Source organism: Listeria tempestatis (assembly GCF_963575625.1).
In the GTDB taxonomy this organism is placed as follows: Bacteria; Bacillota; Bacilli; order Lactobacillales; family Listeriaceae; genus Listeria; species Listeria tempestatis.
On record NZ_CAUYTK010000003.1, the window covers coordinates 170,198 to 191,199 of the forward strand.

Consider the following 21,002-nt stretch of genomic DNA (forward strand, 5'->3'; position numbering starts at 1 on the left):
TTTTATCCGTTGTAAAATCACTCTATTTTAGAGTTTTTAGTTTTAAAACTTTTCTTTTTCTACTTTTTTCTCGCGTCCCATCAACATATCAACAGCTTCGCCCGGGTCTTTTTCGGCAAAAAGGACTTCATAGATTGCTTTTGAAATCGGCATATCGATATGAAGCTTTTCCGCCCAACCATAAACCGCTTTTGCAGTTCTTACGCCTTCTACGACCATTCCCATACTTTCTAAAACCTCATCTAAGCTTTTCCCCTTACCTAGCATGTTCCCAGCTCTCCAGTTACGGGAATGCACACTCGTACAAGTAACGATTAAATCACCAATCCCAGTTAAGCCATAAAACGTTTGCGGATGTGAGCCTACTGCAACACCTAGACGGGTAATTTCCGCCATTCCGCGCGTCATGAGTGCAGCTTTTGCGTTATCCCCGTAGCCAAGACCATCAGAAATTCCTGCACCTAAAGCAATAATATTTTTAAGGGCTCCCCCAATTTCAGCGCCAACAACATCTTCATTTGTATAAATGCGCAAATTATTGTTGATGAAAACGTCCTGAACTTGCTCGGCCAGCGCTAAATCGTGGCTACTAGCACAAAGCGTCGTTGGATGACGAAGGGCTACTTCCTCGGCATGGCTCGGACCAGATAGGACTACAATACCTTTTCGTTTCGCTGCATCAATTTCTTCTGCAATGACTTCTGACATACGCAAGTTCGTCTCTGGTTCAATCCCTTTACTTACATGGACGATGATTTTCGGCTCTGTGAGCGTTTCATTTAGCTGTTTACAAACAATGCGCATTGCATTTGTTGGAATCGCAATGACGAGTATATCTGCCTGGCTAATCGCCTCTTCTAGTGAAAGTGTAGCACGAATAGACTCCGGTAGCTTAATATCAGGAAGATAATGTCCATTTTTATGCGACTGGTTAATTTCGTCCACAATCGGCTTATGATTTCCCCAAATCCAAACCTGTTCATTATTGTCAGCTAAAACCATAGCAAGAGCAGTTCCCCAGCTTCCCGCACCGAGAACTGCGATTTGTTTTTTAGTCAAAATAAGCTCCTCCGTTTCTATTTCCGTTTGCGTGGTATGACTCGAATTGGTGTTCCTTCAAATGGAAATGCTTCGCGAATTCGGTTTTCTAAGAAGCGTTCGTATGAAAAATGCATAAGTTCGGGTTCATTGACAAATACAACAAAAGCAGGTGGTTTGACAGCTACTTGCGTTGTATAGAAAATTTTAAGTCGCTTCCCTTTATCCATCGGTGCTGGATTCATGGCAACGGCATCACTAATGACGTCGTTAAGCATGCTTGATTGCACACGCAGTGAATGATTATCGCTCACTTGGTTAATAAGCGGGAACAAGTTGGTTAGCCGCTTTTTCGTTAATGCAGATACAAAAACGATAGGGGCGTAGGTTAAAAATTGGAATTGTTCACGAATGTCTTCCGTAAAAGTATTCATTGTTTTCTCGTCTTTTTCAATGGCATCCCATTTATTTACGACAATAATGATAGCACGTCCTGCATCATGAGCATATCCTGCAATTCGCTTATCTTGCTCTCGAATACCTTCCTCGGCATTTAAAACGACAAGGACGACGTCAGAGCGCTCAATTGCGCGCATTGCACGTAAGACACTATATTTTTCAGTACTTTCGTAAACCTTCCCTTTTTTTCGCATACCGGCTGTATCGATCATTACGTATTCTTGATCTTCAAACGTATAACTGGTGTCAATTGCATCGCGTGTTGTTCCAGCAATGTTTGAGACAATAACGCGGTCTTCGCCTAGCATAGCATTGATAAGCGAGGATTTACCAACATTCGGACGCCCAATCAATGAAAACTTAATGACATCATCGTCGTATTCGTCGTCTTCTTCTTGTGGGAAATGTTTTCGAACTTCATCAAGTAAATCCCCAAGACCTAAACCATGCGATCCAGAAATTGGATAGGGTTCGCCGAAACCAAGCGAATAAAAATCATATACTTGATCGCGCATTTCAGGATTATCTACTTTATTAACGGCTAAGACGACTGGTTTTTTTGAGCGGTATAAAATCTTAGCCACTTGCTCATCGGCATCGGTCACACCTTCGCGCCCATTTGCGATAAAAATAATGACGTCCGCCTCATCAATTGCGATTTCTGCTTGTGCACGGATTTGGTCTAAAAACGGCTCATCGCCAATTTCGATACCGCCTGTATCAATAATATTAAATTCTTTCCCAAGCCATTCTGCTGTATTATAAATTCGGTCACGCGTCACGCCTGGAACATCTTCTACAATAGATACACGTTCCCCAACGATACGGTTAAAAATGGTCGATTTCCCAACGTTCGGTCGACCTACAATTGCAACAACTGGTTTCACCATTCTATTCACCTTCTTTTTCTTTCAAATTCCTATTTATCAGACTTTATTAAGTTTATCAGTAATTGCCCCTTATCGCAACAACTGAAATTTAAACATAAAAAAAGCTTTACCAGAGAAGGTAAAGCTTGCTTGGTTTGTTTATGGCGGAGAAAGAGGGATTTGAACCCTCGCGCCGCGCAAACGACCTACACCCTTAGCAGGGGCGCCTCTTCAGCCACTTGAGTATTTCTCCGAGAACTCCACAGGCAGGACTCGAACCTGCGACCGATCGGTTAACAGCCGATTGCTCTACCAACTGAGCTACTGTGGAATAAATGTAACAATTTTAATTATAATCAGCTTTTTATAAAAAAGCAAGCGAAATTTCAAGTGAAATTCCGCTTGCTCGGAGCCGTTCCATTCGCTATATACCGTAACTTTCCGCCACATTTACCGCACGCATAACGATTCACGTTAAACTTCCTTTTTCTAAAAAAATCTTGCCCGCATTGTTCGCAAACATAGGCGTGTTTCGGAGCTTCTGGTTCAATAGCTTTACAAAAGCGCGGCGCATCGACTTCTTTTAAAAGTGCGCGAAATTCGGCATCACGGTGCATATAGCCTTTTCCTTCTAAATGTAAATGGTAATGACAGAGCTCGTGTTTCATAATGCCTAAAAAATAGTCACTGCCGTAGTGAGACAAGTATTTCGGATTCATTTCAATGTCATGCGACCGAAGCAGGTAGCGCCCGCCCGTTGTTCGCAGTCGTGTATTAAAACGCGCCTGATGTTTAAACCTTTTACCAAAGTAGTGAAGCGATGTTTCTTCCATCCATTTTTGTAATTCCGCTTGCTCCATCTTAAGCTCCTGTTTGTCCTATCATGGAAAGAGCGATTCGGTTTTTCTTTAAATCCACTTCCTCCACCCAAACGGTCACAATATCACCAACAGAAACGACATTCATCGGATTTTTAACAAACGAACGACTTAGTTTTGAAATATGAACAAGTCCGTCTTGTTTTACTCCAATGTCAACAAAAGCACCAAAGTCCACCACATTTCGAACCGTCCCTTGAAGTTCCATTCCCGCTTTCAAATCTTCCATTTTAATAACATCTTGTTTTAGTAATGGCGCTTGGAGCGAATCACGTAGGTCACGCCCGGGCGCAATTAAGTTTTGAGTAATATCTTTTAGCGTTTCTACCCCAATTTCAAGTTCTTTCGCTGTCTCTTTGATATTCAAATCAGCGAGCGCTTGTTTTAAACTATCTGAACCAATATCTTTTACGGTATGATTCGTTTTTTCAATAAGATTTTTTGCAGCAGGATAGCTTTCTGGGTGAATCGCGGTTTTATCGAGTGGATTCTTGCCTTCTAATATTCGCATAAAACCAATGCTCTGTTCATAAGATTTCGCACCAAGACGAGGCACTTTTTTTAGTTCGGTTCGTGATTGAAATGGTCCGTTCTCCTCGCGATATTTGCGAATGTTGCTCGCAACCGTTTTGTTTAGTCCTGCCACATATTGAAGTAGCGCAGCCGATGCTGTGTTCACGTTTACGCCAACTTGGTTTACGGCCGTTTCAACGACAAACGTCAATGTTTCATTTAATTTCTTCTGTGCCACATCATGCTGATACTGCCCAACACCAACTGATTTTGGGTCAATTTTAACGAGTTCCGCGAGTGGATCTTGTAGACGACGTCCAATTGAAACAGCGCTTCGTTCTTCGACTTGATAATCTGGAAACTCTTCACGCGCTACATCGCTTGCGGAGTAAACGCTCGCACCAGCTTCATTAACAATCGTATAAAAGGCCTTACTATTCGCTTCTTTTATGACTTCCACAATAAATTGTTCCGTTTCTCGCGATGCAGTGCCGTTTCCAATGGCGATAACTTCAATTGCATATTTAGAAAGCCAATCTGTTACTTTTTGTTTAGCCTCAGGACGACGTGCTTTAGCCGTATGTGGATAAATGACGCCAATTTCAAGTACCTTTCCGGTAGAATCTAAAACGGCAAGTTTACAACCTGTACGATAAGCTGGATCAACACCTAACACTACCTTCCCTTTTAAAGGTGGTTGTAGCAATAATTTCCGCAAGTTTTCTGAAAAAATATCAATCGCATGGTCTTCAGCGGTCTCGCTTAACTCGGCGCGAATCTCACGTTCAATTGCCGGACCAATGAAGCGTTTATAGGCATCTAAAATCGCGACACGGACGACTTGTACGGAAGCGTTCTCCTTTTTCGGCAGCATATTTTCTTCCAAAAAATGATGAATTTTTGTCGTATCTACTTGCACAGCGACGCGCAGAACGCCTTCTTTTTCGCCGCGGTTGAAAGCTAGGACGCGGTGATTTTGCATTTTAGCAATCATTTCTTGGTAATCGTAGTACATCTCGTAAACGCCTTTTTCATCTTCGGCATCATTTTTTTTCGCGGAAATAATCATTCCAAATTTTCGAGTGAAATCACGAATCCATTTACGATACATAGCCACATCGCTCACTTGTTCGGCGATGATTTCATGTGCACCTTGAAGTGCTTCCTCAGCGGTTTGAATGTTGTTTTCAGCCGAAATATAGCGGGCCGCCTCTTCTTCTTTTCTCCCATCAGAAAACGTGAGTAGCCACTCAGCAAGCGGCAATAACCCTTGTTCTTTGGCAATGGTTGCTTTTGTTCTTTTCTTTTGTTTAAAAGGACGATAAAGGTCTTCTAGCGTTTGTTGCTTATCCGTCCCTAAAATTTGTTTGCGCAGTTCTTCTGTTAATTTCCCCTGTTCTTCAATCAGACGAATGACTTCTTCTTTTCGCGCTTCTAACTTGGTCACATATTGGTAAGTTTCTTCAATATCTCTAATCTCAACCTCGTCAAGACTACCCGTTTTTTCTTTACGATAGCGGGCAATAAACGGGACTGTATTCCCTTCCTCAAGTAATCCAATTACTGCGTCTATTTGTGCAGGCTTATAAGTTAATTTTTTGTAAATAAATGGTAAAACACTTTTTTCCACGTTATGTACCTCCTCAGGCTTCCTTCTCATCCAGTGTATCAATAAATAGAAAAAACTGCCATTCTAAAATGACAGTTTAATCTCTTATTCCGGAAATTTCCCAAGCACAAAAGTAACATCATCCATTGGTATATCGGGCACTAACCGTTCGATGCTATGACCAGTTTTTGCGATGCACTGCGATGAAGTTAAATAATTTTTCACTTTTTTTAAAACTAATCCGTCTGAATGGAGGAGGAACTTTGAGCCGGGCTTAAATTCCAGATTTTTTTGCTTAAAATGTTGCGTTCTTCCAGACAGAAATCCAGTCGTAGAAAGTGGAAAACTTAGTTTCCCTTGACGATCCAGCATGTAAAAACGAATATTACCAAGCCCCACATACGCCAGTTTTTGCAGTTGAAAATCTGCACGGATGATGGCAACTGCTGCACCTCGAAGTCCGGCAACAGCTTGATTGCAATGTTCAATCATCGTCACCAAATCTGCTTCTGGTTCACTTTCCACAATATCCGTTACGGCTTTCGCAGCTAAATTCGCTTCATAACCACTCCCTAAGCCATCTGCTAATACACACAAAAAATGGTCCTCTTTTTCATACGTATAAAAAACATCACCACAGTACTGCTGAAGCAACTTTGCACGTTGGAATGTGAACAAATCTAATTTATTCTCCGTTGTCATTTTAATCCACTTCCTCATTTTGTAAAGCATCTCGCAGTTTTTTGATGGCTTGACGCTGAATGCGCGATACGTGCATTTGCGAAATATCAAGCAGTTCGCCTGTTTCTTTTTGACTACGATTTTCAATAAACGTATATTGTAAAATTTTCTGTTCGCGTTCATCTAAAACTGGAAGAACCTTTTCTAAAAGCATGCGCTGATTGACTTGTTCAAAACCATCGTCATTATTTCCGACAACATCTAAAAGTGTAATTGTGCTCCCATCTGAATCCGCTTCAATGGAATGATCAACAGAAAGTGCTTGATAACTCTTGCCCATTTCCATCGCTTCCAAAACTTCTTCTTCGGAAACACCAATGTAATTTGCAATATCTTTAATTTGCGGTGAATTCTGCATTTCTCGTGTTAATTCTTCAACCGCATTTTTAATTTTCGGACCAAGTTCTTTAATTCGTCTTGGCACATGAACACTCCATGTTTTATCACGTAAAAATCGTTTAATTTCACCGACAATAGTTGGAACAGCAAAGGCTTCAAAACTTTTACCAAATGTGGCATCATAGCGGCGAATGGCTCCAAGTAAACCAATATTTCCGACTTGAACTAAATCTTCATGGAAGGACTTACCTTGCGAATATTTACGCGCAATCGACTCGACCAAGTTTTTATAGTGCACAACGAGTTGATACTGCGCTTCGTCGTCCCCTGTTTCTTGGTAAGCCTGTATCCATTCATAGACTTTTGCTTTTGCGGCATCTTTATCAGGTTGAGACACTCTCTGCATTCTCCCCCACCTGCTTTTCATCAATATATTTGGTCATTACTACAGAAACTCCGTCATCATAATACAACTTCACATCGTCCATAAGCGTTTCAATCAGAAATAATCCTAGACCTCCAATGCGCATAACATCTGTTTTATCTCCAACTTTGTATGGTCCAATATCAGCTTTTTTTGCTTCTGGATTAAAACTTTTTCCTTTGTCCGTGACAATAACGTCTAGTCTGTCTTCATACAATTTAAACTCTACTCTCACTTCACCGTCCGCCACTTCTTTTAACCCGTGGTGAATTGAGTTTGTTATCGCTTCGCTAACGGCGATTTTTAAATCCTCAATTGCTTCATAGGAGAAACCGGCTTGACTTGCAATACCAGAAAGAGCAAGGCGACCAAGACTTACATATTCTGGTTTTGCCGGAAGCAGTAGTTCAATTTTATCACACGTTGTTGCCATTTATTTCACCCTCTATATTTTTGATTTCAATAATATCTGACAGTCCAGTAATTTCAAATAGGCGATATAAACGTTCAGAAAGTCCGACAAGCACGAGTTCACTCTCATTTGAACGCAAATTTTTAAATACACCAACAAAAACACCTAATCCTGTACTATCCATATAGCCCACTTCTGTTAAGTCTACTTTTAAAACAAAACTCTTTTTATCTTGAAAACCTTCAAGTGCTTCTCTAAGCTTTGGAGCCGTATAGGCGTCAATTTCCCCAATGACAAAAGCACTTGCCGTATTTTCATTCTGCTCTTTAATTTCGATTTTAATGTTCATTTTGTCACCCCATTAAATTTTGGTATACCCAGTGCTATTACCCTAACCTTTTTATCATTAAACCTGCTTACTACGCTTTATTGCGATTAGCGTAAAATCGTCATGCAATAAAAAATTTTGCATTTTAAGTAAATGATTATAAACCGCTTCAACCATTTTTTGTGGTTCTAAGTGTATGTATGTTTCAAAAATCTTGATTAAGTCATCTCGTTCGATAAAGTCATTTTCAACTTTCGTTTCTGTTACGCCGTCTGACATGATGAAAATAATATCTTCTTTAGCTACTACTTTTTCAAATTCACGATACTGCGCATTTTTATCTACACCAAGTGGTAATCCTTTCGCATATAAGTCTGAAAATGTGGCGGTATCTGCTTGATAGTACAATCCGAGTTCATGGCCTGCTGAACTGTATTCAAATAAATTTGTATCAACATGATAAATCCCAAAAAACATCGTTATAAACATATTATCATTGATATTTTTTTCAGCGATTTCATTTAAAGATTCGAGTACTGTTTTAGGTGTGAATTTTTCACCAACCATATTGCTTAGCGCGTACTTGATCATTGAAATACTAAAAGCAGCTGGAATGCCTTTACCAACAACATCTGCAAGTGCCACAGAAACTTTTTCTGGGAACAATTCATCTCGAATAAAAGAATAGTAATCTCCACTCATCTGTCTTGCCGCTTTGCTTACAACACCAAATTCCAGGCCGTCTTGGCAAGGTAATTCAGTTTTCATCAATGTTTTTTGAATTGTTTCAGCCTGTTCAATCTCACTTTGAAGGGCTCGTTGTTCTGTTCTTAAACTAATGTGTTCTAAATAGGCGAGACCGTAACCAATCATCATTTCAAGCAAGACATCAAATGATTTTCTAACGTGCTCCGGCAAATTTGGGTCATATTCTTCAAGAACAGAACGATGAATGTTAATAATTTCTTCAGGCGGAATGTTATTTTCCATTGCCACTTTTGTTAGTTTTTCACAGCTATACAAAATTTCTTCATCTTGATGCTTTAAATATTCAGTTAAAATCTTTTTATATTGCGTATTAAATCGTTCGTTCATTTTACTTGCCCCCTAGCGAACCCACTTCGTTGCAACAATTATTGTCCCCTTCTCATCTCCACTTGTATAGGAATCAATATTGAAGCTATCCATAAGGCGTTTTACTCCCGGAAGACCTGCACCTAATCCGCCTGACGTTGTATAACCGTCTTGCATCACTTTTCGAATATCCAAAATACCTGGTCCTTTATCTTTTGCTTCAATTTGCAATCCTTGTTTACCCGCTTCTGTTACTTTCATTATGCATATTTCCCCAGTCCCAGCGTAGAGGAAAATATTTCTTGCAAGCTCACTAATTGCAGTTGTGATTCTCGCTTGATCGACAGTACCAAAGCCGATTTCTTTTGAAATTTTCCTTCCAAGTTGTCTAGCTGAAACAATATCCCATTCATCAGTAATTTTTACACAGGATTGGAAATTCATCTCTATTCCCCCAATTCCTGTTTCAATTTTTCAAGACCACTTTCAAGGTCCATGGCCGAAAGAACACCTTCAAATGTAATCCCAAGTTCAATTAAAGTAATCGCGACTGCTGGTTGTATTCCCGTTACAACAACACGCGCTCCCATAAGTTTCGACATACTGACAACATCTCCAAGAATTTTAGCGATAAAAGAATCAATAAAATCAATGGACGTAATATCAATTACAACACCACGAGCAGAAGTCTCGTGAATTTTCGCCAGAAGGTCTTCTTGAAATTCCATTGCTGTTTTATCATCGAGTTCACTTTGAATCGAAATTAATAAACATTCTCCTAGTTTTAAAATTGGAATCCCCACAGTTTCACCCCTCTTTTTCTACTATTTCTCTATTTGTTAAAGCAAGCGCACGCTCCATTCCTTTCTTCAAGGTATTTGTTGTAATAATCTGATCGAGTTCTATCCCTAAATTAACGATGGTTTGTGCGATTTCAGGTCGAATGCCGACTAGCATTGGCTGGCAACCAACTAACCGAACTGCTTCAGAAGCCTGAATAATATGATGTGCGACCATTGTATCTACAACAGGAACTCCTGTAATGTCAATGAGCACTACCTCTGAACGATGTTTTACAACACCCATAAGTAGGTTTTCCATAATTTGACGCGCACGTTCTGTATCAATCGTTCCAATTAAAGGCATGACTGAGATGTTATCAAAAATGGGTAAGAGTGGTGCCGATAATTCTTGCAGCGCAAGCCGTTGAATGGAAACCGTCTTTTCCCAAGTATCCGCATATGCTGTCACAATTTTGTTGTACATGGAGGATAGCCAGTTTTCAAAGCGATAATAGGCATCGTTTTCAGCCGTTTCTTCTCTTTTTTCGAAAAATACTTCGTCACGAATTTGTTTGTAAACGAGCAGTCCAAAAATACGTAAACCAGTTGTTACAAAATGGACAGGCCAGCCTAAAAGGACTACTTTTTCAGCAAAGTCATCTAGCTTTTCATTAAATGTGTCTACATCAATAACATTCGAAACAATTAAATCAATAAATTCATGACTTGTTTCTTCGTACATAGCCTCTGTGACAACATCAGAGATTCGAGAATCAACTTGTAGCTTCATTTCGTTCATCCATTCGGCCAAAATATCATCTCGATTTAAATGGATGAAATTCGCAAAATCTTTATACATCTGTTAAAATCCAACCTTTCTTCTACCACCTAGTTAAACTCCCTTTTTGTTTCAAAAAACCTGACATAAGGAAACATTATTGAACAACATAGGTTCGATGCTTCTTATGCCAGGTACTTCAGACATTTCAATATGATTGTTTAAAATTATGTACAAGTAGCCCGTCATCTAAAATGCCTTTTTCGCGAAACCTTGACCTTATTGCCATCATTCGTTTTCCCATTTTGTTATGTATTTTTAGAACTCAACAATCCCTAAACTAATTTCGAGTGCTTGGTTTACTTTATCCATGAGTTCATCGTCTAAATGGGTGATTTTATCCGTTAAACGCTGCTTGTCTATCGTTCTAACCTGCTCTAGTAAGATAACCGAATCTCGGTCAAAACCATGTTTTTTGGTAGCTTCAATATGTGTGGGTAGTTTTGCTTTCTGAATTTTCGCAGTAATGGCCGCAACAATAACGGTTGGGCTAAAACGATTACCGATGTCGTTTTGAATGATGAGAACAGGCCGTATTCCCCCTTGCTCGCTACCGACCACGGGGGAAAGATCCGCGTAGTAAACATCACCACGCTTAATCAAAAGCCTAACCTCCTAATACTTCAATATTCTTACTTTCTGCTTCTGCCTCAACATGAGTGCATTCACAAGCGATTGCAAAATTTATTTTGGCCATTTCAGTGTAGCCACGTTCCATTTCCGTGCGCATTTCACGTGCCTTCTTCTGTTTCAAAAATTCTTGAGTTGCCTCCATAATTACTTCACTCCGCTCCACTTTTTCTTCTACCACTAGACGGTCGATTTCATCAATCACTTCTTGAGACAAAACAATCGAAATCTCTTTGTGTTGTTCTCTTTCTAACACGTCTTACACCCCCAAAGCTGCATACAAAACTTGTATCACCTCTATGGTAACATTATGTGCTATTTTAGAAAAGTATTTTTATGGTTTTTCTAAGTAAAAAAAGCAAATTTTAGCTATTAGTCCTATGGAAACGAAGAATTTTTAAGCCAATCTAGTTATTTCGTATTATTCATTATAAACTTCATTTGTCATAAAAGCACGAAACTTGACTTCTAATCAGGATAGATTCTTGGTAAGCGCTCAGATAATAGACAGGTTACCTCATAATTAATGGTTTCTAAATAGCCCGCTACATCCGTTGCGGAAATTGAGGCGGAACCGTCTTTTCCAATTATTGTTACTTTTGTCCCAACAGAAACTTCACCCGGAAGGCGGATGATGAGTTGATCCATGCAGACACGACCAATAATTTCACATGGCTTTCCGCCTACTAAAACGTGGAAGCCACTGTAATGACGGATGATTCCGTCTGCGTAACCAATTGGGACTGTTCCAACCCATTCGTTTTTGTTCGCTTCATAAGTTGCGCCGTAACTCACATGGTCGGAAGGGTGCAGTTCTTTTACTTGCACGATTTTTGAAAAAAGGGAGAGTGCTGGTCGTAATTTAAATGGCAATTTCGCTTCAATTTCAGGCGACGGGGTGAGCCCGTACATGCCGATTCCAAAGCGGATGGCGTTGAATTCTTTTTGGGCATCAGCATGCAAAAGTGATGTGGCGGAATTGGCGCAATGAACGTAGCGCGGCTTTTCTGGCAGCACACTTAGCATGTCTTGGAACTTATCCCACTGCGTATTAAAATAGGTGGTGTCCACTTCATCAGCGGTTGCAAAATGCGTGTAGATGCCTTCAAAATGAAGATTTTCATGGCTTTTCAAGCTTTTTAGTGCCGTTTCAATTTCTGGTTTTGTGCGGAAGCCAAGGCGGCCCATTCCGGTATCAACCTTTAGGTGAATTTTAAGCGGACGGCTACTAGCACATAGGTCTAGTTCATCAAAAAAAGCTTGGTGGAAAACCGTTACGGAAATGTCATTTTCGATAGCCAAGACGGCGTCTTCACTTAAAATTGCACCCATGACTAAAATAGGCTCACAAAATCCAGCGGAACGTAGCGCCAGAGCTTCATCAAGAATGGCAACACAAAAACCCGTGGCACCAGCTTTTTTTGCGGCTTCCGCGACAGGAATCATGCCGTGTCCGTAAGCATTTGCTTTCACTACAGCAAAGATTTCAACGTTTTTAGGCAATTGTTTTTGTTCGTTTTTAATATTGGTCATAATTGCATTTAAATCAACTTCAACCCATGTCGGTCTATGCCACCCTGTTACCATTTAAAACACTCACTTTCACTTAAATTTCAATAATGACTTGCGCTGCGGCTGAACGACCCGTGTGTGTAATGCTCACAAAAACTCGCTCGCCTTGTATTTGCGGCTTTAAAAGCTTAGGTTCGCCGCTCTCACCTGTTAAAATTTCAACATCAAGGAAACTGAGCTCCTTGCCAAATCCAGTGCCATTCGCCTTGGCGTATGCTTCTTTGGCGGAAAATCGTCCCGCTAAAAATTCCACTTGGCGTCCGCCTGTAAATTTGTGGTACAAATCTTGTTCCCTAGGAGTTAAAATCCGCTCCACAAAACGTGGATTTTGTTCAACTGCCAGTCGAATCCGTTCTAGGTCAATCATATCAAGCCCAATGCCTTTAATCAATTGCTTTCACCTCATTCAAAAGTCTCTTTGCCCCTAATTCTGCACCACGAATACAATCTGGTATCCCTACACCATTGTAGCTCATTCCGGCGAATCCGACACGCGGGTAGTTTGCCGCTAAATTCTCTTCAAACGCGCTAAGGCGTTCAATATGCCCAACATCATACTGCGGCATTGCTTGGTTCATTCGACTGACCTCTGCAAAAAGTGGCGTTTCTGTAAGGTTCATCATTTTTTTATAATTGTTTAAAACAATCGCAGTGAGTTCCTCATCACTTTTTTCTGCGACTAAGTTTTCGCCTGATTTCCCGATAAAACCGCGCAGTAGCATTTTATTTTCAGGCACCATGTGCGGCCATTTTTTGTGTACCCATGTGCAAGCTGTTGTTTCGTCATTTCCTGTTCGGGAAACGAGGTATCCAGTCCCTTCTGGCAAATGCGCACGCGAGGCATCCTCGTAGGCGAGTGATACGGTAGCGAGCGTTGTGAGCGGTCTGTTTTGAAACGGCGCGGTTGTCGCCGTATCTAGTAGCGTAATTAGCGCATCATGTGTTGTGGCAATTAAAATCGCGTCTGCATCTTCTGTTGAGCCATCGGTAAATTTCACCGCATAGCCGCTACCACGTTTCGCGATTTTAATGGCCTGTTTACTCGCGTGGAGTTGCGCGCCGGGCAGCTTGCGCACAAGTTCAGCCGGCAGTTCAGACAAGCCGCCAGCAAGTGTGCGAAAAGCCCCAATTGTATTTTTCGTGCCAGTCGTATTCATCTTCACATCACTCGGCGTCTTTAGCCCTTCCATCAAACTGCCTGCTTTTAAAATCGCCTGTTCAAATTGTGGAAAGGTGGCGCGCAGGCTCATCTTATAAATATTCCCCGCGTAAATCCCCGAAAGTAGTGGCTCGACCAAACGTTTCACGAGCTCATGGCCAAATCTCGCCTCAAAAAATTCACCAAGCGACACATCTTTTAATTCAGGTTCATAAGGCAGGGTTTTCTCCAAAATCGCTCTTTCTTTCCCAGCAGCAGTCAACAAATCACTTGCAAGAAGCGCCTGTTCATCGGTCGGAATGCCCATCACAGAGCCTTCTGGAATAGGGTGCAACTTTCCTTCGTTAAAAATATAAGAACGCCCCGTCGCGTTCGCAATCAGCTTATCCGCTAGCCCAAGTTCACTCACTAACCCTACGCCCGCAGGTTTTCTGGCTAAAAAGGAGTCTGGGCCTTTCTCAATTAAAAAGCCGTCCCGTTTCACTGTTTCAAATTTCCCGCCAAACGTTTCAGCTTGCTCATATAAATCCCACGTGACGTCTTCCGTTTTATTTTTTTCTAGCGTATACGCCGCGGTAAGCCCCGAAAGTCCGCCACCAATAATTAAAATCCGTTTCAAGCCCATTCATCCTTTCTATCTTACAATATGTCTATTTTATCACAAAAAGACGCCCGATTTAAATCTCGGCCGTCTAAAAGATAGATTATCATAAGCTGTTTTTTACTTTTAACTTTTCTTCACATATGCCTGTTTTGCTATTCGGTAACGTAAAAACTGAACAAAAGCCCCAAAAAGGGCTATGCCAGCTAAAATAAGCATAACTAAACCAGATAAAAGGAAATAAAAGCCTAAACAAATGAGACTTACCAATATGTAAAAGCTAATCATCCATTTTTCTTTTTTTATCTTTTTCATCCGTAACACCCTCTTTTCATTCACCCGTATGGACGGTATTTATGTGAATAGGTTTTAATCAAGCTTGTATAATTTGATTTTTTATAGAAAAAATAATCATTTTTTATCTCTCTTAACCCAGCATTATAATATTGTTTAATCTTGATGTAAACTTCTTTTTGCGTTGTCAAAGATTTAAGTCCAGACACAATACCAGCAACAGTAGAAAAGGCTCCAATTGGTCCGCCAACAAGTCCAGCTAACCCGATACCTATTGAGGCGCTTGTTTTTTGTATAGACATTTTGGTTTTAAAAGTTGTCACGTACTTATAACTTGTAGCCTTCAATAATGGCCGTTTCTCTTCTTCCTTTTCTATTACTATCTCTCCAATAACTTCATTATTCAAATAAATTTTACCATCTTTTTTTATTAACCTATCAATTGTTTTATCCGAATTTACAATCTCCGCTTTCGTAAAATCAGGTGAGAAAGAAATAGTACTTTTTTCATTGGATTCTCTATCTTCTACAACGAAAACGTTTTCATTTATTTCCTTTATTTTGAGCTCACCTATTTCTGCTATACCACCCATAATTTCATCGTTTGAGCCATCGCTAGCACACACTAACGATGGTGTAATTGTAGTTGTTATAAAGAAAATAGAAACTAATAGAGTTAAAACTTTCTTTTTTTTCATGATGATTCATCTCCTCAATATTTGAACAATTAATGTTCATCATTTGTCAATAACAAAATGCTCAACTTTTAACAATCTATCTATTTTATCATAACACATCTTTTAGTTTAAAGTCCATTCACTAAAAAAAGCACATCCGTTTTATTAAATCGGGTCAAGTATCCGCTCTAAAAATTGTTTTGTGCGTGCTTCTTTTGGATTTTTGAAAAACTCATGTGGGTCCCCTTGCTCCACCACAACACCACCGTCCATAAAGACAACTTGACTTGCCACATGTTCAGCAAATTTAAGCTCGTGTGTCACGACAACCATCGTCCAGCCCTCAGCCGCAAGCTCCTTCATGACGCGAAGCACATCGCCTACAAGCTCAGGATCAAGTGCCGAAGTTGGCTCATCAAAAAGTAAAAGTTTTGGTTTCATCGCAAGCGCCCGCGCGATGCCAACGCGTTGCTGTTGCCCACCAGACAGCTCATAAGGATATTGATTTGCCTGCGCCTCTAAATTCACTTTTTTAAGTAAAGCAAGTGCTTCCTCGCGCGCCTCATTTTTATCCATTTTCAACACTTGAACAGGGCCCTCCATCACATTTTCAAGCGCCGTTTTATGCGGAAAAAGATTGTAACTTTGGAACACCATTGACGACTCACGGCGCACATCCGCAATTTCTTTTTTGGTTAATTTCTGAGAAAAATTGATGGTCAAGTCATCGAAACGGAGGACTCCTTCTTCTGGAATTTCAAGCGCGTTTAGCGAGCGCAAAAATGTTGTTTTGCCAGAGCCAGACGACCCAATGATAACCGTTACACTTCCTTTTTCAACCATTAAATCAATGCCCTTTAGCACTTCGTTTTCGCCAAATTTTTTATGAACATTTCTTGCTTCCACATACATAGTAAACGCCTCCTTACTTTGCAACATAGCGGTCTAGCCTCTTCTCCAAGCGATTTTGAATCCCAGATAAAAAGACACAAAGAATCCAGTAAAGTAGTCCTGCTTCCATATAAATAAGTAAAAATTCATAACTTGTCGCCGCAATTTCTTGTGCCTTTCGAAAAAGTTCAGAAACCAGCACAAGTGACGCAAGCGATGTATCTTTTACAAGACTAATAAAAGTATTTGAAAGTGGCGGAACAGAAACACGTGCGGCTTGTGGAATGATAATGCGAAACAGTGTTTGGCGATAGTTCATTCCAATTGTATAGCCTGCTTCCCACTGTCCTTTTGGGACGGATTGAATGGAGCCGCGCACAATTTCCGCAGCGTAACCTCCGACGTTCAGTGAAAAAGCAATAACCGCAGCGAGGAAAGGATCAAATTTTAATCCAATCGTCGGTAAACCGTAAAAAATCACGAAAAGCTGCACTAGTAGCGGTGTTCCGCGAATGATTGATACATATACTCGGCCGATTCCACGTAATAGTTTAGAACTAGAAAGACGGCAAAGTGCAATAAGAAGCGCAATGACCATACCGATAATAAAGGAAATGAGCGCAAGCGGAATCGTATACTGAATTCCGCCCATAACCATCGGCCAAAACGCTTCTTTTAGCACATCCCAGTTCAAATTATTAAACGAGATATCCCCAAGATTAATTGGTAACATCTTCACCAAACCATTTTTCGGAAATCTTTTGTAGTGTGCCGTCTTCTTTCATTGCCTTAATTTCCTTATCAAATGGCGCTTTTAGACCCGTATCTTTACGGAAAGCAAATGCGGAGCTACTTGTTTCTTGATCAAGTTCAGCAGCGATTTTAATATTTTTATCGCCAGTTTCTTGAATGTAATCTAAAACAGCAAGCTTATCATTGACTGTTGCGTCTACGCGCCCTTGTTTAATTAGTTCAAGCGACTGCGCGAGCCCTTCCACAGATTGAATATCTGCATTCGCATCTTTTGCGATTTGACCATAGTTACTGGTTAAACTTTGGGCTACTTTGACGCCATCTAAATCATCAATCGATTGAATCGAATCGTTATCCTTTGCGGTCACAATAACAGCCGTGCTTTTCGAGTATGGAAGAGATAAATCATATTTCTTTTCACGTTCAGCGTTTATGCCCACTTGGTTCGCAATCACATCAAAACGCGATGCATTTAGTCCAGCAAACATCGAATCCCACTGAGTTTCTTCAAATTTCGTCTTCAGTCCTAAACGTTTAGCCACTTCGTTAATTACATCAATATCGTAACCAGTTAATTTATTTGTTTTACTATCATGAAAAGTAAATGGGCGATAAGTCCCTTCCGTTCCAACAGTTAGAACCCCATCTTTTTTTACTTGATCATATAATGAATCGTCAGCTGATTTTGAATCGCCCCCATCTGAACTCGAGCAAGCTACAAGAACCACAGCAAGAAGAGATGTAAATAAAACGGCAAGTAATTTTTTCATTTTGAAACGCTCCTTTTTTGTGTCAGACCTCCAGAAAATCAAACTATTCCGATTTAAATAGAAGGGATTGACGTCATATAAAAATTGATTTTAGCAATTCTGTTTCTCATTTTAGGTAAATTTCACCTTTTTTGCAAGCAAAGTGACTTACCAAAGATAAGTGCGTCAATTGCCATATAAAAAGAGCTAAAGCATAATTGCTTTAGCTCAGAGGGCGATACCAGGCGTACAAGTCACTCGTTTGTTCGTCACCTAGATAGCGCAGGTAGGCTGCTGTATTTCCGTTTCCGGATTTAAGCGCGATTTGAATGTGGTTTGTTTTGCTTTTTGCCATCCACATACTTTGGCGTACGTGCATAGATTGAATGCGTTCTTTGCGAACGAGATGCGTTGTTTTAGACAGAACGGGTCTTGACTGAAAAAGAACGGTTCCGCTTCTGAAATGAAATCCCGTGGCGCGGTAGCTAAGAATGGCTTTTAAAACGGCGAGTGCCGGTAAGATAAGCGCGATTAGCCCGAGTGGATAAAACAGGATGCCAAGTGCGACGGCTGGAATAATCGTCCAGATGAAATAAATCCAAATGAAGCGTTTTAAACTTGCTTTTGGTGCATGTTTTAGTCCTTCGTTTGGCACATGATATTGGGGTAGCATTTCTTGAATGATTTTCAACGCCTCTTTTTTCTTCATAATCGGAAGCATTAAAATATCGCCTGAATGCTCCTTATCGCCAGAACTTCCTGCTGTAATGAGTTTGACGGCAACTAACCCGAGCATTTGGCGAAACGGCGATTCAGTAATGATGACGCCTTGAATTCTCTCCAAACGAATTGTCGTGTGATTTCGTTGCAACAATCCCTTTTCAATTTCTAAATGATTCTCAAACTGCTTTAATTTAAACTGGAAATACTTAAATAGTGTGGCAACAATGGAAATGCCCCACATGATAAGCAGTGCCAAAATAGCAAGAATGACAAACATTATCACGCCCAGTTTAACGATTTGATCGTAGCTTTCGGAAATAAGTTCATCTGGTATGAGTTCTCGAAATTGACCAAATAAAGCGAGCAAAATTACAAATCCCCCGAGCACCCCACTTGAAGTGACTGCCATAAGTAGCAATTGGTTCGTTTTAAGCATAACCGTTTGAATAGGCTGATCGGATTCTTTTAATTTTGGAACGTCAAACGGGTTTCCTGTATCATCTTCTATTGTGGAAGCCTCTTCACGCTTTCCTTCGCGTAAATCGCGCAATTCAGTTGCCACTTTTTTAGGAACTGCAGACAAGTCCCCTTCAGCCTTTCCTTTTGTACTAGCAGTTTCAATTAGGATTTGCGTCACATCAAATGGTATGTAGAAAAACCATTGTTTCTCTTGAATCGTTTGAATTCTTTCATACGGAATGTAAATATTTTTTCGAAACACGAAACCATATTTAATCCGAATGCCTTCCTCTTCAAGCGTATAACGATACGTCAAATATTTCATAAAAGCCGGTGCTAAAATAAGCAAGGCTAGTAAAATTACAATCAGAACTAAAAGCCACATTGGCAAAAAACCATTATTACGAATCGCCTGAAATGCCGAGAAAAAACCGACGAAAATAGGAACAATATTTTGTCTCACATTTACAATAACTTCTTTAATCAGTGCAATCGGATGCAGTTTTCTTTCCTCAAACATCTTCTTTCGCCACCTTTACAAGCTCTAAGATGTGATGGCGTAGCTCATCTGAAATTGAGGCATTAACCGCTTCAATCACGTGAGCTCCTGCTGCTGTTGTAATGGAAAGCGACACCAAATTTTGCATACGTAAAAGTGGTCCTTGCGCTGTTTCGACATGCTGAATACGAATCATTGGGATTAAAATACGACTTCTGAAAATGATGCCGTGCTGAATTTCAATTTCATCGTGACGAATTTGGTAGCTCCACCTTTTCCATCTAAACGGGATAAGAAATAGATAGCAAAATAAAAAATAAGCGATTGTTACAAAAAAACCAATCAAACTAAATATAAGATTAATATCGGCAAAATAAAAAATAATAAAAAGTGCAACAGAAATAAGCAGTAAAAAGGCACCACTAATCCCATACGTTTGACGCCACACTGTTTTAATTTCTGTTGGTAACTGTTTTTCTAATTGTTTTAATTCCACAAAAGCCCCTCCTTTTTATTTCATCATACTGTATTTTAGTTCACAATAAAAGACTTTGTTCATGGTTTGTCCATAATTTTATGCTATCATGGGTTTACTAACCATTCTAGGGGGTTTTAGAATGCGAAAAAAATCACATTTATTTGTCGTTTCGGTCATCGTATTTGCTGTACTTTGCTGGGTCGCTCCACTTGCAAAAGCTGCACCTACACCAGAATCTGAGATTACCTATTCGACTAAAACGGCCGAAGAACTTTCTGATATGTTTTTAATTGATGACTATACGTTTGAGGAACCTTATGTCATAATGAATGCTAAAAATCAAGCAACCGTTATGTTTGGAACAACTTCTGCGGTAAAAGTATCGTATGCTTTTCAAAACAAGAAAATGACGGAGCATACTTTTACGGAAAGCCACCAGTTTACGATTTCTAATTTAAAAGCTGGCAAAAATGACATTCTGATAAAAAGCGCTAATAAAAATGGGAGAATTGAAACGGCGATATTAACAATTAGAGTCCCTATAAAAGAAACTTCTAAACAAAATCATGATTCCCACTTCGCATTTTACAATTTAGCCGCCACTCGAGAAGTAAAACCGTATGAATAAAAAACATACATCCAGTAAAAACCATTTATTATATGGTATTTTTACTGGATGTATGTTTTTACAGAATAATTACATCTCTTCCAACATGCCCAGAAACTTCTAGCATGACAAGAAAATTTGCACTGATTATTTGGGAATCATTCAAAACAACATAGCTCTAAAACCGATACGGGACGAATGACGGGACTTTACAAGTTTTGGAATCATTCAAAACAACATAGCTCTAAAACTGGCGGTCATAAGGTGGAACAGAAATTCCGGTTTTGGAATCATTCAAAACAACATAGCTCTAAAACTCACTAAATGGTGAAGGGGCTTCTATTTTTGTTTTGGAATCATTCAAAACAACATAGCTCTAAAACACACCATACAGCTCTTGTAGTTCCGCATCGGTTTTGGAATCATTCAAAACAACATAGCTCTAAAACTGCGCATCGAGCCATCTGAACGCATATAAGGTTTTGGAATCATTCAAAACAACATAGCTCTAAAACCTTTTCTTTCTTGTTTCTTCGCTTCTGCTTGTTTTGGAATCATTCAAAACAACATAGCTCTAAAACTTCAGGTAGTTCATATGGCATTTTT

At 39.9% G+C, this 21,002-nt stretch carries 25 protein-coding genes, 2 tRNA genes and 1 CRISPR repeat array (1 of these 28 cut by a window edge); of the genes, 1 reads left to right on the forward strand and 26 read right to left on the reverse strand.

All coding sequences use genetic code 11. The features are described from left to right. Positions 1–42 precede the first annotated feature (42 nt). The 26 genes from R8923_RS05730 to R8923_RS05855 all read right to left on the reverse strand — a co-directional run bounded on the left by R8923_RS05730 (position 43) and on the right by R8923_RS05855 (position 19,807). Positions 43–1,059: an NAD(P)H-dependent glycerol-3-phosphate dehydrogenase gene (locus R8923_RS05730; protein ID WP_485871802.1), complete on the reverse strand. Its 1,017-nt coding sequence runs from the start codon at positions 1,057–1,059 to the stop codon at positions 43–45. 17 nt (positions 1,060–1,076) lie between these two features. Further along, positions 1,077–2,387, reverse strand: coding sequence for a ribosome biogenesis GTPase Der (gene der, locus R8923_RS05735; RefSeq protein ID WP_485871803.1), 1,311 nt, complete (start codon positions 2,385–2,387; stop codon positions 1,077–1,079). Positions 2,388–2,528: 141 nt separating this feature from the next. Continuing rightward, positions 2,529–2,619 (reverse strand) — tRNA-Ser (locus tag R8923_RS05740). A gap of 5 nt (positions 2,620–2,624) precedes the next feature. Then, positions 2,625–2,697, reverse strand: a tRNA-Asn gene (locus R8923_RS05745). A 55-nt stretch (positions 2,698–2,752) separates the two neighbouring features. Then, positions 2,753–3,226: a SprT family protein gene (locus R8923_RS05750; RefSeq protein ID WP_485871804.1), complete on the reverse strand. Its 474-nt coding sequence runs from the start codon at positions 3,224–3,226 to the stop codon at positions 2,753–2,755. A gap of 1 nt (position 3,227) precedes the next feature. Further along, positions 3,228–5,417, reverse strand: a complete 2,190-nt coding sequence (locus tag R8923_RS05755) for a Tex family protein (protein ID WP_485871805.1) — start codon at positions 5,415–5,417, stop codon at positions 3,228–3,230. Positions 5,418–5,471: 54 nt separating this feature from the next. Further along, a complete protein-coding gene (locus R8923_RS05760; RefSeq protein WP_485871806.1) occupies positions 5,472–6,068 on the reverse strand; it encodes a PP2C family serine/threonine-protein phosphatase in 597 nt (198 codons plus the stop codon). Position 6,069: 1 nt separating this feature from the next. After that, positions 6,070–6,852: an RNA polymerase sigma factor SigB gene (sigB, locus tag R8923_RS05765; RefSeq protein ID WP_485871807.1), complete on the reverse strand. Its 783-nt coding sequence runs from the start codon at positions 6,850–6,852 to the stop codon at positions 6,070–6,072. Next, on the reverse strand, positions 6,830–7,303 hold the full coding sequence (gene rsbW, locus R8923_RS05770) for an anti-sigma B factor RsbW (RefSeq protein ID WP_485871808.1): 474 nt from the start codon (positions 7,301–7,303) through the stop codon (positions 6,830–6,832). Before rsbW ends, sigB begins: the two co-directional genes overlap by 23 nt. Beyond that, positions 7,287–7,631: an STAS domain-containing protein gene (locus tag R8923_RS05775; protein ID WP_485871809.1), complete on the reverse strand. Its 345-nt coding sequence runs from the start codon at positions 7,629–7,631 to the stop codon at positions 7,287–7,289. The genes rsbW and R8923_RS05775 overlap by 17 nt, the downstream gene beginning before the upstream one ends. 57 nt (positions 7,632–7,688) lie before the next feature. Then, the gene (locus R8923_RS05780) at positions 7,689–8,705 is read right to left on the reverse strand and encodes a SpoIIE family protein phosphatase (RefSeq protein WP_485871810.1); all 1,017 of its coding nucleotides are present in this window, start codon (positions 8,703–8,705) and stop codon (positions 7,689–7,691) included. Between the two features lie 12 nt (positions 8,706–8,717). Continuing rightward, complete coding sequence (locus R8923_RS05785) at positions 8,718–9,128, reverse strand: anti-sigma regulatory factor (RefSeq protein WP_485871811.1); 411 nt, start codon at positions 9,126–9,128, stop codon at positions 8,718–8,720. A gap of 2 nt (positions 9,129–9,130) precedes the next feature. Continuing rightward, positions 9,131–9,487 (reverse strand): STAS domain-containing protein, encoded by a 357-nt coding sequence (locus R8923_RS05790; protein ID WP_088809186.1) that lies wholly within the window; start codon positions 9,485–9,487, stop codon positions 9,131–9,133. 4 nt (positions 9,488–9,491) lie between these two features. Continuing rightward, complete coding sequence (locus tag R8923_RS05795; RefSeq protein WP_485871812.1) at positions 9,492–10,325, reverse strand: RsbT co-antagonist protein RsbRA; 834 nt, start codon at positions 10,323–10,325, stop codon at positions 9,492–9,494. 237 nt (positions 10,326–10,562) lie between these two features. Continuing rightward, a complete protein-coding gene (locus R8923_RS05800) occupies positions 10,563–10,907 on the reverse strand; it encodes a type II toxin-antitoxin system PemK/MazF family toxin (protein WP_485871813.1) in 345 nt (114 codons plus the stop codon). A gap of 4 nt (positions 10,908–10,911) precedes the next feature. Continuing rightward, a complete protein-coding gene (locus R8923_RS05805; RefSeq protein ID WP_485871814.1) occupies positions 10,912–11,190 on the reverse strand; it encodes a CopG family transcriptional regulator in 279 nt (92 codons plus the stop codon). A 212-nt stretch (positions 11,191–11,402) separates the two neighbouring features. Next, a complete protein-coding gene (gene alr, locus R8923_RS05810) occupies positions 11,403–12,521 on the reverse strand; it encodes an alanine racemase (RefSeq protein WP_485871815.1) in 1,119 nt (372 codons plus the stop codon). Between the two features lie 19 nt (positions 12,522–12,540). Then, positions 12,541–12,897 (reverse strand): holo-ACP synthase, encoded by a 357-nt coding sequence (gene acpS / locus R8923_RS05815; RefSeq protein WP_485871816.1) that lies wholly within the window; start codon positions 12,895–12,897, stop codon positions 12,541–12,543. Next, positions 12,890–14,284 carry a protoporphyrinogen oxidase gene (gene hemG / locus R8923_RS05820; RefSeq protein ID WP_485871817.1) on the reverse strand — a complete coding sequence of 465 codons (1,395 nt, stop codon included), beginning with the start codon at positions 14,282–14,284 and terminating at the stop codon, positions 12,890–12,892. The genes acpS and hemG overlap by 8 nt, the downstream gene beginning before the upstream one ends. 108 nt (positions 14,285–14,392) lie before the next feature. Continuing rightward, positions 14,393–14,581 (reverse strand): hypothetical protein, encoded by a 189-nt coding sequence (locus R8923_RS05825; protein ID WP_485871818.1) that lies wholly within the window; start codon positions 14,579–14,581, stop codon positions 14,393–14,395. Positions 14,582–14,601: 20 nt separating this feature from the next. Beyond that, a complete protein-coding gene (locus R8923_RS05830) occupies positions 14,602–15,258 on the reverse strand; it encodes a hypothetical protein (RefSeq protein WP_485871819.1) in 657 nt (218 codons plus the stop codon). A 144-nt stretch (positions 15,259–15,402) separates the two neighbouring features. Next, the gene (locus R8923_RS05835) at positions 15,403–16,149 is read right to left on the reverse strand and encodes an amino acid ABC transporter ATP-binding protein (RefSeq protein ID WP_485871820.1); all 747 of its coding nucleotides are present in this window, start codon (positions 16,147–16,149) and stop codon (positions 15,403–15,405) included. 13 nt (positions 16,150–16,162) lie between these two features. Then, complete coding sequence (locus tag R8923_RS05840; RefSeq protein ID WP_485871821.1) at positions 16,163–16,861, reverse strand: amino acid ABC transporter permease; 699 nt, start codon at positions 16,859–16,861, stop codon at positions 16,163–16,165. Next, complete coding sequence (locus R8923_RS05845) at positions 16,848–17,651, reverse strand: amino acid ABC transporter substrate-binding protein (RefSeq protein WP_485871822.1); 804 nt, start codon at positions 17,649–17,651, stop codon at positions 16,848–16,850. The genes R8923_RS05840 and R8923_RS05845 overlap by 14 nt, the downstream gene beginning before the upstream one ends. A gap of 202 nt (positions 17,652–17,853) precedes the next feature. After that, positions 17,854–19,332 carry a PH domain-containing protein gene (locus R8923_RS05850; protein ID WP_485871823.1) on the reverse strand — a complete coding sequence of 493 codons (1,479 nt, stop codon included), beginning with the start codon at positions 19,330–19,332 and terminating at the stop codon, positions 17,854–17,856. After that, positions 19,325–19,807 (reverse strand): PH domain-containing protein, encoded by a 483-nt coding sequence (locus R8923_RS05855; protein WP_485871824.1) that lies wholly within the window; start codon positions 19,805–19,807, stop codon positions 19,325–19,327. Before R8923_RS05855 ends, R8923_RS05850 begins: the two co-directional genes overlap by 8 nt. 121 nt (positions 19,808–19,928) lie before the next feature. Between R8923_RS05855 and R8923_RS05860 the strand changes: the two genes are divergently transcribed. Beyond that, positions 19,929–20,417, forward strand: a complete 489-nt coding sequence (locus tag R8923_RS05860; protein ID WP_485871825.1) for a hypothetical protein — start codon at positions 19,929–19,931, stop codon at positions 20,415–20,417. Between the two features lie 128 nt (positions 20,418–20,545). Further along, a CRISPR array of direct repeats spans positions 20,546–21,002; the repeat unit is 36 nt; unit sequence GTTTTGGAATCATTCAAAACAACATAGCTCTAAAAC (it continues 635 nt past the right edge of the window).

What these genes read in the sequence shown, in the direction of transcription:
- R8923_RS05780 (WP_485871810.1), bottom strand. Translation starts at nt 8,705, where the DNA reads ATGAACGAACGATTTAATACGCAATATAAAAAGATTTTAACTGAATAT.
- R8923_RS05835 (WP_485871820.1), bottom strand. Translation starts at nt 16,149, where the DNA reads ATGTATGTGGAAGCAAGAAATGTTCATAAAAAATTTGGCGAAAACGAA.
- R8923_RS05785 (WP_485871811.1), bottom strand. Translation starts at nt 9,128, where the DNA reads ATGAATTTCCAATCCTGTGTAAAAATTACTGATGAATGGGATATTGTT.
- R8923_RS05860 (WP_485871825.1), top strand. Translation starts at nt 19,929, where the DNA reads ATGCGAAAAAAATCACATTTATTTGTCGTTTCGGTCATCGTATTTGCT.
- R8923_RS05840 (WP_485871821.1), bottom strand. Translation starts at nt 16,861, where the DNA reads ATGTTACCAATTAATCTTGGGGATATCTCGTTTAATAATTTGAACTGG.
- R8923_RS05775 (WP_485871809.1), bottom strand. Translation starts at nt 7,631, where the DNA reads ATGAACATTAAAATCGAAATTAAAGAGCAGAATGAAAATACGGCAAGT.
- R8923_RS05755 (WP_485871805.1), bottom strand. Translation starts at nt 5,417, where the DNA reads ATGAGAAGGAAGCCTGAGGAGGTACATAACGTGGAAAAAAGTGTTTTA.
- R8923_RS05825 (WP_485871818.1), bottom strand. Translation starts at nt 14,581, where the DNA reads ATGAAAAAGATAAAAAAAGAAAAATGGATGATTAGCTTTTACATATTG.
- der (WP_485871803.1), bottom strand. Translation starts at nt 2,387, where the DNA reads ATGGTGAAACCAGTTGTTGCAATTGTAGGTCGACCGAACGTTGGGAAA.
- rsbW (WP_485871808.1), bottom strand. Translation starts at nt 7,303, where the DNA reads ATGGCAACAACGTGTGATAAAATTGAACTACTGCTTCCGGCAAAACCA.
- R8923_RS05795 (WP_485871812.1), bottom strand. Translation starts at nt 10,325, where the DNA reads ATGTATAAAGATTTTGCGAATTTCATCCATTTAAATCGAGATGATATT.
- R8923_RS05850 (WP_485871823.1), bottom strand. Translation starts at nt 19,332, where the DNA reads ATGTTTGAGGAAAGAAAACTGCATCCGATTGCACTGATTAAAGAAGTT.
- sigB (WP_485871807.1), bottom strand. Translation starts at nt 6,852, where the DNA reads ATGCAGAGAGTGTCTCAACCTGATAAAGATGCCGCAAAAGCAAAAGTC.
- R8923_RS05760 (WP_485871806.1), bottom strand. Translation starts at nt 6,068, where the DNA reads ATGACAACGGAGAATAAATTAGATTTGTTCACATTCCAACGTGCAAAG.
- alr (WP_485871815.1), bottom strand. Translation starts at nt 12,521, where the DNA reads ATGGTAACAGGGTGGCATAGACCGACATGGGTTGAAGTTGATTTAAAT.
- R8923_RS05830 (WP_485871819.1), bottom strand. Translation starts at nt 15,258, where the DNA reads ATGAAAAAAAAGAAAGTTTTAACTCTATTAGTTTCTATTTTCTTTATA.
- R8923_RS05845 (WP_485871822.1), bottom strand. Translation starts at nt 17,651, where the DNA reads ATGAAAAAATTACTTGCCGTTTTATTTACATCTCTTCTTGCTGTGGTT.
- R8923_RS05750 (WP_485871804.1), bottom strand. Translation starts at nt 3,226, where the DNA reads ATGGAGCAAGCGGAATTACAAAAATGGATGGAAGAAACATCGCTTCAC.